7 protein-coding genes are annotated in these 14,474 nt (G+C 40.4%); 2 read left to right on the top strand and 5 right to left on the bottom strand.

Annotated elements, in window-relative coordinates; all coding sequences use genetic code 11:
• Window positions 1-12: 12 nt before the first annotated feature.
• From BUB03_RS14820 to BUB03_RS14810, 3 genes are all read right to left on the bottom strand, one after another.
• Window positions 13-3,342, bottom strand: coding sequence for a SusC/RagA family TonB-linked outer membrane protein (locus BUB03_RS14820; RefSeq protein WP_073064530.1), 3,330 nt, complete (start codon window positions 3,340-3,342; stop codon window positions 13-15).
• Window positions 3,343-3,348: 6 nt separating this feature from the next.
• Window positions 3,349-5,931 carry a zinc-dependent metalloprotease gene (locus tag BUB03_RS14815; RefSeq protein WP_073064527.1) on the bottom strand — a complete coding sequence of 861 codons (2,583 nt, stop codon included), beginning with the start codon at window positions 5,929-5,931 and terminating at the stop codon, window positions 3,349-3,351.
• Between the two features lie 110 nt (window positions 5,932-6,041).
• A complete protein-coding gene (locus BUB03_RS14810; protein WP_073064525.1) occupies window positions 6,042-7,631 on the bottom strand; it encodes a histidine kinase in 1,590 nt (529 codons plus the stop codon).
• Between the two features lie 618 nt (window positions 7,632-8,249).
• On the opposite strand from BUB03_RS14810, the gene BUB03_RS14805 reads away from it, so the two are divergent.
• Entirely contained in the window at window positions 8,250-9,002 is a 753-nt protein-coding gene (locus tag BUB03_RS14805) for a helix-turn-helix domain-containing protein (RefSeq protein WP_073064522.1), read from the top strand.
• 24 nt (window positions 9,003-9,026) lie between these two features.
• Window positions 9,027-10,178: an FAD-dependent oxidoreductase gene (locus BUB03_RS14800; RefSeq protein WP_073064519.1), complete on the top strand. Its 1,152-nt coding sequence runs from the start codon at window positions 9,027-9,029 to the stop codon at window positions 10,176-10,178.
• Between the two features lie 126 nt (window positions 10,179-10,304).
• Here BUB03_RS14800 and BUB03_RS14795 read toward each other — a convergent pair whose 3' ends face one another.
• The gene (locus tag BUB03_RS14795; RefSeq protein ID WP_073064517.1) at window positions 10,305-11,513 is read right to left on the bottom strand and encodes a Ca2+-dependent phosphoinositide-specific phospholipase C; all 1,209 of its coding nucleotides are present in this window, start codon (window positions 11,511-11,513) and stop codon (window positions 10,305-10,307) included.
• A 15-nt stretch (window positions 11,514-11,528) separates the two neighbouring features.
• Window positions 11,529-14,375 (bottom strand): TonB-dependent receptor, encoded by a 2,847-nt coding sequence (locus tag BUB03_RS14790; RefSeq protein ID WP_073064613.1) that lies wholly within the window; start codon window positions 14,373-14,375, stop codon window positions 11,529-11,531.
• Between the last annotated feature and the right edge of the window lie 99 nt (window positions 14,376-14,474).

Genomic DNA, 14,474 nt, shown 5'->3' with positions numbered 1-14,474 from the left:
TTTTTTCAAGTTTTAAAAAGAAACATTAAAGCCGATTGTCACTGATTTGGCAATAGGCTGCGCATAAATATTACCATAGGTTTCGGGATCAAAATACCCTTTATACCCGTTACTGAATACGAACAGGTTACGGCCTTCCAGACTCAGCCTCAGGCTGCTGATTCCCATAGGGTTTGTAAATTCTTTAGGAAGTGTATATCCTAAACGGATACTGCTGATTCTCAGGTAACTGATCTCTTTTGCCCATATATCAAGCAGGCCATATGCGTTGTTCGGGCTGTCGGTAAGCCATTTGTTCCCCATCCATCCCGGATTGCTCTCCATATCAGGGCTTGTTATGGCCGGAAGCGAAATTCCTGCTTCGTAGATATCTCTTGTATAGTTTCTTCCTCTGTCTAAATTCATCCCTCTGTAAGAAGGTGACCTCATCACGGTCTGCTGAAAGTTGAAGGCTGCTGAAACAGTGAGATCGAAATTATGTACTTTGAAGGTGTTTATAATACCCCCGGTAAATTTAGGATCCCTGTCTCCAACGTAGGTAAAAAGACCCCTCATTTCTTCAGCGGTAAGCTTTGTCCCTACCAGCTGTCCCGGAAGGAATTCTTCATACACATCATAGAGTTTAAAGAAATCTTCAATTTTCACCTTTTCATTTCCTTTCCAGAACATAGGGTTCCCGTTCTCATCCATCCCTGCTGTTTTCAAAGCAAATACAGCATTTACAGGAAGTCCTTCCCTTGAAGGGAGCATTGAGTTCTGGCGGGGCTGTTCAGTAATAACGTTACTTTTATTATGGGCAAAATTAATGGTAGTTGACCATTTGAAGTTTTCATTATCGATATTTCTTGTAGAAACTGCCAGTTCAAAACCTTTGTTCGTTAAGCTTCCCCAGTTCATCATCGTATAATTGAATCCTGTCTCAAGCGGTGTTTCTCTCATACTGATCATATCGGTTCCTTTTCTGCTGTATACATCGGCAGTAAGATTGATGCGGTTTTTAAACAATCCCAGATCAAGCCCCACATTCACATTGGTGGTTTTTTCCCAGCGAAGTTTATCATTCGGAGCAGTGATTACATTAATAATTTCTTCTTTTGTCCCCGGAAGAATGTTGGCTTCTCCATATTCCCCGATAAAAAACGGAGAGGTATTACGGTCTATATTTCCCTGTAAACCATAGGAAGCTCTTAATCTCAGATTGGAAATAAGGGGCGTATTCTGCATAAAATTTTCCTTCGTCACCAGCCATGAACCGGAAACAGCCCAGATTGGCAGGTATTTGTACTTTTTATTCACCCCAAAAAGGTTGGTCCCGTCATATCTCACACTACCGAAAAAGGTATATTTCTGATCGTAAGTATAAGAAGCGGTAGCAAACATAGAAGCATAAGCGTTCTCCACAGTAGGCATTTCCCGGTAGGTTTCATATTTTTTATCTCCGGCATAATCAGAGTTGGGGAATATGATCGGGGTTCCTGTTTTGGTAAGGCTGTTAAAACCAAAAGCTCTGGTAACGGTGGTATTATCTTCTGTTTTACGGATTTCAGTTCCGGCCATCAAATCAATTTCATGTACCGAATTAATTTTTGTGCTGTACGTTCCCTGCAATTTCCAGTTGTACTGAAAGAAATCATTACTCCAGTTCTGCTTGATGTCTCCTGCAGGCAGGAAATAACGGTATGCACCATCTTTATAATAGCGGGTTCCCTCTTTCATCTTTCTGGTAAAGTAGGTTTCCTGTCCGGCATATTTCTCCGTCATATTGGTATCATACTGGATGCCCAGCTGTGAGGTAAGCCTCAGGTTTTTGGATGCTTTATATTCTAAATCCAATATGGCCTTCAATGAATGGTTCTTCAGCGTATAGTTCGTATTCTCCCTCTCTTCAAGGAAGTTAAAAGGAATATAGGTATCTGCAAAACCATCTATATCCTTATCATAGCTATAGCTTCCATCCGGATTGAAAGGATTCATATACGGATTGGCATTTCTTGAATAATTAACGGGACTGGCGGATGCATCTGCATCTGTCATAAACGATTCTTTTTCGCTTTTTGTACCAAAAACAGATATTCCAGCACTTAGTTTATCGCTTATTTTATAATTGTTCTTTAAAGTAAGGTTATATCTTTCAAAACCGGTCCCGATGGTTGTTCCTTCTTCATCAAAATATCCCAGTGAAAAATAATAATCTGAACGGTCGCTTCCTCCTGAAAGGCTCACTCCATACTGCTTATTGATGGCATTTCTGTACAGAAGCTTGCCCCAGTCTGTATTGTTGGCTCTTAAACCATCGATCTGCTGACGGGTAAAAGAATTCAATGCACCGAATCCTCCGTTTCTGTAGGCATCAAGCTGGCCGTTCTTTATTAAAATTCTCATCACCTCGCCTTTATCGGCACGGTAAGTAAGGTCTGCACGGCTGGCAAGCATTAATTCAAGGTCAACTTTTTCAGAGGCATTCAGAAGATTCAGCCTGCTGAAATCAGGGCGTGCTGTCACGAAAGTATCTGCCGAAAAGTTCAGTCTCATAGTTCCTTTCTTTCCTTTTTTCGTGGTGATGGAGATTACCCCGTTGGCTGCTCTCGCTCCGTAAATGGCTGTTGCCGCCGCATCTTTAAGAATGGTAATATCCTCAATATCATTAGGATTCAGCCCTGCAATAGAAAAGTTCTGAAGCTGGTCTATATTATCCTTATCACTGAAATTAGGTACATCATTTCCTTCTAACGGAAGACCGTCTACAACCCACAGGGGATCCTGCGGACCGGAAAGAGATGCTGTTCCCCTGATCCTGATCTTGGCGGGACCACCCGGCGCTCCTGTTTCAGGCGTTACCACAACTCCCGCTACCTGCCCCATCATCATCTGGTCTACACTGGCAACACCTGCCTGGTTGATATTATCCATCTTTACAGTGGAAACAGCAGAGGTCTGCTTGCGTTTTTCAATTTTCTGGTACCCGGTAATGATAACTTCCTGAATCTTGTTTTTATCTGAAAGTTCGGGAATCAGTCTCACGGTATAATTGGTCTTGTCTTCGCTGATCATGATGATCCTGGACTCATAACCCGGATAACTGACCAATACGGACTTGGTTTCTGCGGGAATTTCAAGGATGAACTGCCCGTTTTTATCCGTTACTGTACCCACGGATACACTTTCAATAATTCCGTTCAGATCCGTTTTGGTGGAAACCGACCGGGTTTCTATTTTTACAGATGCTCCTGCGATAACACCAGATGTATTTTCGTCTTCAATTTTTCCTGTAATGGTTTTCTTTTCCTGGGCCAATGCTATCTGAGCCGCCAAAAGAGGTAAAAGTATTAGAGTTTTTTTCATAGCCGATTATTTATTTAAAGCCTCTTTTATCCGGATGATCAAGTCTGCATAATGAGCCCTGGAAGCTTCATCTCCTTTATATTCAGTTTTATACAATAGATTCAGTACCTTTTGAAGTTCCGCTCTTTTATAAGTGGTAACTTCGGATACTCTTTTCATGGATGAATAATTGATATTCCTGAGATTTTCTTCCTCTCCGTGGAAATTGCAGATCGTTGGAATGTTCAGGTTATTGTCCACTTTTAAAGCTTTTACAGCTGTTTTTTCAAATAATTTATTCACAGAAACAATGAGGGCGTCCACATAGTTTTTCTGGGTCATTTTTTCAAGAATAGTGAGCTTTCCTTTCTTGTTGAAAATCGCTCCGCGAATCTGGTCAAACAGATTTTCCACGGTATAGATTTCTTCTTTTGACCCTGAAACTTCATGCTTTAATTCATTTTCAAGCATTCGCAGCAAACGGTCATCCATAAACAGGGAGTAAATATTTCCGTACTGCATCCCTCTCGCTAAGGTATACGGAGTCTGCTCGAACGGTCCCATCGGTGAATTTTTAACTGGATAGGTTTTCTCTGTAATGGGATTGAAGAAAAGCCATTCCGGAAGATTCACTGCATTTCTGATCAGGTAATCAACTGCTCTTTTCTGGGTTTCTGCCGGTACTGCTTCATACGCTTTCTTATCGCTGCCGAATACCGTATTGTTCAGGTAAATTCCCCCTACATTGGCCATTACATGTCCTGTATACAGGTCCCACTGCCCTATGGCTCCCAGATACAGCTTTCCTGCATCTGTGTATGCTTTTCCGTCATCATAGGTCCATTTTAAAAGGTTATCTACAACGATTTTCAGATTCTTCATACCGTACTCTCCGGCTTTCATAGCATCATCGCCCAGGTCTTCAGACTGCGAACGCGGGTCAATGGTTTCCAGATAATTCTGTTGTTCACCATAGAAATACATAGGGTCGTCCTGATGCTTTTCTATTAAATTCCGTAATGCTTTTTTCTCGGAAATTTCATCCGGATACCAGCGGTAGCCCCACTCAATCGCATATTTATCATAAACCCCGATTTTTGGAGTGATTGCGGTAACACCGTCTCCCGGCTGGGCTACATAATTATACCTCGCATAGTCCATAATGGAAGGAGCGGTTCCGCCCATCTTATCTGTAAATTCTTTTGAACGGAGGGATTCAACCGGGAATGCAAAAGAAGCTCCCATATTATGTTTCAGACCAAATGTGTGGCCTACTTCATGGGAAGATACAAACCTGATGGCCTCTCCCATATGCTCGTCACTGAATACATTTCCCCTGGCTTTGGCATCAACGGGTCCGGTCTGGATTCTCATCCATTCCTGAAGGGAAGTCATCACATTATGCCACCATATGATATCCGATTCTATGATTTCGCCACTTCTCGGATCCACTACCGAAGGCCCCATCGCATTGGCCTTGGGCGAGGCAGCATATGTGATTACTGAATATCGTACATCGTCTATATCAAAATCTTCATCTTTATCATCGGGCATCTTAGCAATCACAGCATTTTTAAAGCCTGCTTTTTCAAAAGCGGCCTGCCAGTCATATACTCCTGCGATAATCTTTTCACGCCACTGGATTGGAGTTGCGGGATCTATATAATAAACGATAGGTTTTTTGGGTTCTACCAGCTCACCTCTCAGGTATTTTTCTTTGTCTTCATCTTTAGGTTCCAGCCTCCATCTGGTAATAAACTGCTGTTCGTCCATTTTCTGCTGACGGTCGTTGAAGGTCCAGTGTTTTTCACTGAAAAAGCCGACCCTGGAATCTGCTATCCTCGGCTGCATTGGTGTTTTGGCAAGCAATACGAGATTTGTGGTTACGCCAAGTGTTACAGGAAGGTCTACTCCCCCTTCATTTACTGAAGTTGTCAGCTGGGACTTAACGACGAGGTTCTGAGGGAAAGTTTTTACTTTTTCAATATAGGAAAGATTTGATTTTACCGATCCTCCAAGCCCAACATTGGCCAGAACATCATTAAAGCTTTTCTGGTTTCCGTCAAAGATCTTGTTTACTTTAATGGCTACAGAGGTGGAATCGTTATTCTGGGCCTCAATATCAAAAACCTCAATCACAGATTCTGAAAAGTTGTCTTTTACGGATCTTGTGATGGCATCGTTTTCAGGGGATGATACGCGGGGAACTACGGTTTTCACCCACACTTTTTTGGCAACGGTATCGCGGTAAAAAGAAATGACTTTGTTTTCATAGTTCATTCCTTTATTCAGTCCGGCTTCATTTACCTGCATCGGTACCTGCGACAGTTTATTCACCACCAGAAACTGGCGCCCCATAAGGCTGTCCGGGATCTCAAAATAAACATCAGTCTTCACCTGGATGGTATTAAAAAGCCCTTTTTTGTAGGTTCCTTTTTTCACCAGGTCTTCAATCTTTTTTGCTTTTTTTGAGGAAGATTCTGTTTTTTCCGGTTTTTCTTTATCGGTTTTTAAAGTATCTTTTTTCTGTGCAAATGCTGCCGGAGAGGCTAAGGCGAGTCCTAAATACAATGCCAGTCTGTAGTTCTTCATTAAAATATTCCTATTCATTCCAAATTATTACATATCTCAGTTTCAGCTACAAAACTAGAGGTAAAGGGATAATATATATATTAATAAGGAGTGAGAGGTGTATTTTCGGGAGTGAATGGATTATATTTTTATTCAATTAGAGGCAAAAAGCATATAAAATATTCACTATTTATAGATATATTAACAGAATCTTTATTAAAATAATTATAAACCTGATTCAAATAGTCAATTCCAAACTTCTCCCCCTGAACATTTTCACCGGTTTTGGGCTGCCATGTATTCCTGATGACAATTCCTTTATCTTCGACGGTAATGGTAATTTCCAGGGGATGATCTATGGTGGCTATATTATGCTTTATCGCATTCTCCGTTACCATTTGAAGGGACAGATACGGAATTCTCTTTTCTAAACTTAAAGGCTGAGCAATGATAATATCAAAGGTGAGCTCTTCATCAAACCTGCTTTTCAGGAGTTCCATATACTGCTCAATAAACCTGATCTCCTGTGATACGGGAACAATGTTTTCCCTGGGAGGAACGATAAGATACCGATAGATTTTAGAAAGATTCATGGTAAAACGCTGTGCATTTTCCTTATTGATCCCGATCAGCATATACAGGGAATTCAATGAATTAAAAAGAAAATGCGGATTGATATTGTTTTTGAGCTGCTGAAGCTGGTTAAGCGCTTCCACTCGGTGCATTTTCTCATTTTCAATAAGGAGCAGATTCTTTTCGGACTGTATTTTTTCTTTTTCCCGGTAGGCCAGTGCAGTAGATCTCTGGAAAAGGATGAAAACAGTTACAATAAGAAACAGAGCGGCCAGAAATATGTAAACGGCATAGGTTTTTGTTTTGTTCACACTTTCGTCGATGAGGAAATTCACATGGTTCACGACTGCATATCCCTCAAAGTTATCTGTTTTTAAAGGTTTTATAAAGCGGGTGACTTCTACGTTCAGATATTCGGAAATAGTGCTTCCTTCTGTATAACCGGATTTTGTTTTGGCAGTTAAGGTATCCTGCGGTTTAATGTTTGTAAAATCAAAAATATTCTTCCCGAGGTATTTCTGGTCGGGATGGGTAATGCAGATGCCTTCTTTGGTGAAAACATAGGCATAATTGTTGGGCGTTTTGTCTAAATTGATAAAGTATTGATGGAGATCATCCAGGCTTACCGCCGAACCATAATACAGGATATCCTTCTGAGGCAGTTTGAGCGAATCGTAACTTACCCAATAGGTACTGTCTTTAGGCGTGGTAATCAAAAAATCACTGAAATGCCCGGAGCCGTTGTTTTGTATTCTGATATATTTTCCCTCTTTATCTTTCTCGATGAACATTTCAGATAAAGCACTGCTGTTTTCAGATTTCCCGGAACTACCGCGATAATAGGAATACCAGCTATATGGCAGAAGGTTTCGCTTTTTATTCAGTTCATTAAGGACGGAAGAATATTCTTTATAGTTTTCCAGTCCGTCTTTCCTGATAAGGGCACGGAGCAGATATTGGTAATCTTCAATATTTCTGAGCTCTTTTTCTATGGTTTCATATTTTCTGAAAAAGGTTTTCCGGGCAAATTCTTCATTGTTTTTCCGGCTGTCACGGGTAATGAGAATACTGAGCACTGCAAACGCCACCACCGCAATGAAGCATACGGACGCAATGGCTATATAAATAGATTTCCGGGATAGAATATGTTTAAAGTTGATATTCATTTTTTCTACGGATCATTTTTCACTGTTATCCAATGCGATGATCACTTTTTAAACTTAATTGGTATTCTTTTTCATTTTAATTGCTTGTATGTGCCAGGTGTGATGCCTCCTTTTTTTGACGCAAAGCTTTATTATTGAGACTCATATTTGAGGCTGCAAAGAAAAATCAATTTTCAATTGATCTGATGAAGTGTATGTTATATTTTATTTGCGTTTGCTTTACTTCAGCTCCCTAATCCGATGGAACAATACAAAAAAAAATAGTTTCATTAGCACTCTAATGGAACTACCTGTTTTCTGCAGAGAGTGAGGGATTCCCGGACCTGTAGACTGCCACAATCGACCACTCTGCAACTCCCCTAAATAATGTTGTTTTTCAGTGGTGCAAATATAGAATGATTTTCAGTGATCACAAAATTTTAAAAAATCAGCCTTACTGTAATTTATGAAAAACACTTCGCAGATCAGAGAAGGCTTGTTAATTAATATGGGTACAGAATTTTAATTATCTTTAACAATAGATATGACTGTTAAAAGGAACCCACGGTATTCACAATACATTAAATGTGAGAATGTAGGTACGCTTAAGCCATATAAAAGACAAGCCAGCAAAACAAAATGAATGATATTCCTCAACATAAGCTCGTAAAACCCGATCCGTCGATTGCCGATTTCGTCTATTGCTTTTCATCGATACAAAACCTGTCTTCTATTACCGAAGGTGTGATTATTCCGAACGGAAAAATTGATCTGTCCTTTTACAAAACCCCAGACGGTCAGTTTCATATTTCTCTTTTGGGACTGGAAACAAAGCCTAAAATCACACCTGAACAAAATATTTCAACTTTTTTTGCCATTAATTTTAATCCTCTTGCCGTAGAATATATTTTACACCACTCTATTGCAGACATTCTGAATACAGGAAAAGCTTTGCCTTATAATTTCTGGGATTTCAGCATCAATGATCTGAATGATTTTGATTCGTTCTGTGAAAAAGCCACCCGAAAAATACAATCGCTTTTACCAATAGAAATGGATGACCGGAAACACAAACTGTTTGAATTGATTATGGCAACCAATGGCGAAATTTCAGTAAAGGAACTTTCAGAAAAAGTTTCCTGGAGCGCAAGACAGATCAATCAGTATTTCAACCAGCAATTCGGGCTTTCGTTAAAGGCATATTGCAGTATCCTGCGTTTCCAGGCTTCGCTTTCGCATATCAAGGAGGGCAAGCTTTTCCCGCAGCTAAATTATTACGACCAGTCGCATTTCATCAAAGAAATCAAAAAGCTTTCGGGCGCCTCACCCAAAGAATTGTTCAAGAACAAAGACCGCCGATTTTTACAATTTTTAATGAATGACAAGAAATAATTTTACAGCATCAATTTTAAAATTATGCTCATACAAAATAAAAAAATCGCCATTGTTGGCGGCGGACCGGCTGGATTAACCCTAGCCCGATTATTACAAATGCAAAATGCCGATGTTAAAGTGTACGAAAGAGATTTCAACCGAAATGTCCGCGTACAGGGATCCACTCTGGATCTTCATGAAACAACCGGTTTGGAAGCTTTAAAACGTGCAGGTCTGCTCGATGAATTTTACAAGCATCACCGTCCTGAAGCAAGCAAAATGGTGTTGGTGGACAAGTCGCTCAACATCCATTTTGACGATCGCAATTTTGCAGAAATCATTTCTGAAACCCGCCCTGAAATCGACCGTGCGCCATTGCGTGATATTCTATTAAATTCTTTACAGCCCGACACCGTGGTCTGGGACAGCCGTTTTATTTCTATGGAAAAGCAAAACGACGGATGGCTTCTGCATTTCCGCAACGGAACAAGTGCTTATGCAGATTTGGTCATCGCTGCCGACGGAGTCAATTCAAAAGTCCGTCCTTATCTCAGCAGTCTTAAACCAATTTTTTCAGGCATTACCTTAATTCAGGGTGATATTTACGAAGTGGAAAAAAACGAATCCAGACTTTTTTCTTTTGGAAAAATAATGGCTTTTGATGACGAGAAAATGCTAGGTTATGGGACAAAAGGTGATGGATCAATTATGTTTATAGTGGCCTTCAAAACTTCTGAAAACTGGCTTTCCGAAAGTAAAATTGATTTCAGTAATAAAGAACAGGTGACCGCCTGGTTTAAGCAGGAATTTTCAGACTGGAGCGAAAACTGGCAGGAATTATTTACTAATGAAAGTGTACATTTTACTCCACGTCCGCAATATTATTACCCGTTCGATCAAACCTGGGAAACTCAGGAAAATTTAACGATGATCGGCGATGCAGCCCACAGAATGCCGCCATTTGCAGGTGAAGGTGCCAACGTAGCAATGCAGGATGCATTTGAATTAGCCGAATGCTTAACCAGCAATACCTTCCCTGATATTAAAACCGCCATCGCCCATTTTGAAAAAGATATGGTTGAAAGAGGAGCAGCGGCAACACAAGATACTCTGGAAAATATGGAAAGAATGTTCTCGAAAAGCGGATTGGAGCAAATGATCTCGTTTTTTAATCAGGTGGGACCTGAAATCTGAATATTATAATTCTGTTCTAAGGCAAGCAAAACGGTTTATCAGCAATAACTGATAAACCGTTTTATTATTCCAGCAGCCTTTTTCTGATGCAGAAAATGTTTTGCTTATGGCTTTAAAGTTCAGTATTTATTTAGGGCAGTTTGCAGGGGAATTCACAGGATTGCATCTTGCGGTTTCACCATTGGGCACCGTTACATAATAATCTGTTCCATAGGCATTCCCCTTCCTGAAAAAATCTGTGGAAACAACCTGTGCTCCGCTGCTGAACGCTGCTTTTTCTCTTGTCCTGTCGTTTACCTTTGCTTCATACGTTTCTATGTCTGAACGGGTTCTCACAAGGTAGCCTTCTTTTACCAGCTTCTGGATTTCGTTTTGTCTTACGATGGCATTGTCATAAAGTACGAAAGCTGAATAATCCTTTCCGGGAGCAGATTCTACAAACATCATTCTTCCTTTAAGATTCGGATGCCCCGCCAAGTAAGCAGATTCATTATTGCTGATTCCTGCACTTGAAGGTAACAGTATAAAAACAAATTTTCCTTTTGAATCATTTACCGTCGGCCAGTTATGATGAAGTACCGCTTCATTGAGTGTTTTATACTTTCCTTTAACATCATCCGGAGCAATAATTTTATCTCTTCCCAACACGGAAAGTACTTCCTGATCCAGATCATCAAACGCTTTCTGATCAAATTTAAGTACTTCTGCAGCGTTAGGAAAAATAGGAAGCCCGGAATCTTTGGCTTCAACCTGGATGAAAATGGGAATATGACCAGGATTTTTGTCGGACCAGTCTTTCAACGCCTGAAGCGCTTTTCTAAATGTGGTGTAATGTGTCCTGAAATCCAGATCTGCAATATGCATTACTTTGAAACCCGGCTTATCCAGATCTTCGGTAGAAAAAGGGGCAAGATCCGTTATTCCCTGCTTTTTAAGCATTTCGTAAGAAGCAGGTTTATTAAATCTGTTTCCTGTAGGATCATAATAAACATCAATTTCAATATTCCTCATACCGGCATTGAGCTGTTCATTAAAATCGGGATGATTGTAATTTAAGGCTTCAGCAAAATCGAGTCCGTTGGGATGATATTCCTGAAACTTGGCTTTCTCTTCCGGCGACATATTATTCAAAAAAGAACCTTTGAATTTCTCCATAATGCTGCCTGCCATTTTTAAAACCTTAGGATCTACCGGTTTCGCATAGCTGTTGTGGGTTCCCAGTACCTGGATCTGATTAATTTTCAAATCTTTAGGATATCCGCTGAATTCTTTTTTATTCTGCGCCACAGAGAATGCCGATAACAATCCGAATGTGGATAGTATTATTTTTTTCATGTTGAAAATATTTAATTAAAAGTTGAGTGAAACTCCCATTTGTCCACGGAAGCCTGTATAGGAAACACTTTCTGTCCTGTCCTGTTTCCCGTGATAAAATCTGTTGGGTTCGTTGAAAAGATTATTAAGCTCAGCAAAAAGCCTTATTTTCTTTGAAAGAGCATAAGAAGCTGTAGCATCGAGGGTAAAGTTTTTATCAAACCATTGATAATGATCCGGGCCGGCCAGAGAACGGATGGCATTGAGGTATTTTCCTTTGTAATTTCCGGCCAGCCTTAACATCAGCTTATCCGTTTCATAGAAAATACTTGCATTGAAGATGTGTTTTGCCTGTTTAGGTAAAGTAGTCTCGATTTTTTCCACTGACGTTCCGCTATATACCGGTATTTCGGTTTTTGAATCCACAAAAGTGTAATTTCCTTCGAATCCGAAATGCTGCAAGAAGCCCGGCAATTCTGTAAAACGTTTGCTGAAATTGGCTTCCAGACCGAACAGCCAGCCTTTCTCCAGATTCCGGGGTGAGCTTTTAAGATACACCAGCCCGTTTCTCTGTTCCGTCGTCTGGTCCTGGTAGATAATACTGTTTAAACTTTTATAGAAGCTTCCCACGGAAATGATTCCCAAGTTGGAAAAATATTTTTCAAACATCAGGTCAAAACTGTTGGCATACGTAGGTTTCAGCCCTGCATTACCTTCTGTAATGGTCTGGAGGGCATCGTTGATTTGTAATCCGGGGTTAAGGTCACTGAAGTCCGGCCTTGCAAATGATCTGGTGTACGAAGCCCTGAGGATAGTATTTTCATCCAGGTTATACTTCATATTCACCATCGGCAGGAAGGCATTGTATGTATTCTCTTTTTCAACCGGTTCTGCGACTGTCGTATTTCCTTTTATCACAACACTGTTACCTTTGAAATTGGTCACATTATACTCATTCCTGAACCCACCGATCATGGTTAATTTCTCAGTCAGCCTGAAATTTCCCATCACATAGGCCGAGTATACATTTTCCTTTCCCGAATATGAAGCGGCAAGATTACTTGCAGTATTCGCTCCCTGCACATTGAACATGGTATTGGCTGCCATAAATTCCGGGGTGTACATCTGATCGATCTGCCCGTTGTTAATCTGGTTGATAATTACATTGTTGTAAGGCTGGCCTAAAGGATTTAGAAAGCCACCATGATAAGCGAAATCTTCTGTCTGAAGCTGATTCAGATAGACAAGGGGTGCTGATCCCGGTATTCCCATGAGCTTTGAAGGCATCCAAACGTACACGCTAGAAACAAAATTTTTATCTTTATCAACTAATTTTCCTCCGGCTTTTAAATTGATTTTGTCATTAAGCCTGTAGCTGAAATTAAACTGTCCCCTGTAATCTCTTTCACTGTTTTTATTCCTGCTGATAATGGTCTGATAAAGGTAGATCTGCGCCGGATCCAATGCACTCAGGTTATGCGGCAGGACAAGATCGGAAGCGTCCCCGATACCGTCGGGAGAATCCATTGCCAGGTATTTTAATCCGTTGCCTGAAAGGTTTCCATAAGTCATATTCTGCCTGAACAGAACAATCGGGTATCCCCTTTCTTCTTTACTCAGATTTTTTGGGGAATTGAATTCAAAGCTTGATCTTGCTTTTACCAAAGACCAGTCGAGTTTTAACTTATCTGATAATTTGTGCTCACCTCCAAGATCAAAGGAATACAGATCTGTAACGTAATCCGAATGCCTGGCCTGCAGCTGAACATTCTTGGTATTGAAGTTAAAATAGGTTTCTCGAACGTTCTGTCCGTCAATATACTGGCTGTACAACCCTTTGAAATAAAGCTTATTATTTTTATTGACCTGATAATCCAAAGCCCCATTGAAGCCTAACGTTCTTCTCTGCGCAATATAATCCCTAATCTGTAACTGATTGATCGCAAAAGATTTAATCCTGTCTTTATTATTAAAATCATACACCATCTGGAAGTTATCTATTCCGGTGTCTCTGTTCCATATCACAGCAGAAGTAATGAACCTCAGCTTATCTGTGATTTTGTTTCCATATACTACGGAAGCATTGTAGCTGGGAGATTTGGATTGATTAACAAAACCTCCTGCCACATTTACAGACAGTGTTTCTTTATTTACAGCTGTTTTTGTAATAAAATCTATGGTTCCTCCAATGGCGTCCCCGTCCATATCTGGGGTAAGTGTTTTTGATAACTTTACAAACTGGATCAGTTCCGAAGGAAAAATATCCATCTGCAGTCCTCGATTGGCATAATCTCCGCTGGCACTTGGCATCCTGTTGCCGTTAAGGGTGGATGAGCTCCACTGAATGGGTGTTCCTCTTACGGCTGCAAAACGGCCTTCTCCCATGTCTCTTTCAATGGTAACGGCAGGTAATCTCTGAATGGCTTCTGCTGCATTTCTGTCCGGAAGTTTTCCAATGGCATCGGAAGCCAGAACATCAGAGATTGTTTCGGAATTCTTTTTAATATTCAAAGCCCTGGCCTGGGAAGGTTTGTAAGCAGATGTAATAACAACGCCTTCAATGCTTTTTGTTTGTTCTCTATTTTCCAGGACAATGACTCCTAAATCTGCAACCTTTGAATTCGCGGAGGCATCAATGTCAATCGTTTTATCGGTATATCCTTCGTAGGATACAATAATAGAAGCAGAACCTTCAGGAATGGTAATACTGAAATTCCCCTGATTATCTGTCAGAACAAAGGTTTTCTTGTCGTGAGTCAGAACTTTTGCCTGTGGAAGTTTCCCTTGTGAATCTTCGATCTTCCCGCTTACCTGGATCTGTGCATAAGATTGTATTGAAACGAAGAAGAGGGCAACGGCTAAAGTCGATGTTAGTTTTTTCATTTTTACAGATTCTTTTATCTGCTGCAAAACTATTCTGACTTTCATTTTGAAAAGTTCATCTGGATTAAGATGAACTTATTTTTACAAAACAGACTTTTA

This window comes from Chryseobacterium oranimense (genome assembly GCF_900129755.1).
In the GTDB taxonomy this organism is placed as follows: Bacteria; Bacteroidota; Bacteroidia; order Flavobacteriales; family Weeksellaceae; genus Chryseobacterium; species Chryseobacterium oranimense.
This window is presented reverse-complemented; position numbering and strand designations above follow the sequence as displayed.

Bases quoted from the DNA above. Each gene is read 5' to 3' on its own strand.
- BUB03_RS14820 (WP_073064530.1), bottom strand. From the start codon at position 3,342: ATGAAAAAAACTCTAATACTTTTACCTCTTTTGGCGGCTCAGATAGCA.
- BUB03_RS14815 (WP_073064527.1), bottom strand. From the start codon at position 5,931: ATGAATAGGAATATTTTAATGAAGAACTACAGACTGGCATTGTATTTA.
- BUB03_RS14810 (WP_073064525.1), bottom strand. From the start codon at position 7,631: ATGAATATCAACTTTAAACATATTCTATCCCGGAAATCTATTTATATA.
- BUB03_RS14805 (WP_073064522.1), top strand. From the start codon at position 8,250: ATGAATGATATTCCTCAACATAAGCTCGTAAAACCCGATCCGTCGATT.
- BUB03_RS14800 (WP_073064519.1), top strand. From the start codon at position 9,027: ATGCTCATACAAAATAAAAAAATCGCCATTGTTGGCGGCGGACCGGCT.
- BUB03_RS14795 (WP_073064517.1), bottom strand. From the start codon at position 11,513: ATGAAAAAAATAATACTATCCACATTCGGATTGTTATCGGCATTCTCT.
- BUB03_RS14790 (WP_073064613.1), bottom strand. From the start codon at position 14,375: ATGAAAAAACTAACATCGACTTTAGCCGTTGCCCTCTTCTTCGTTTCA.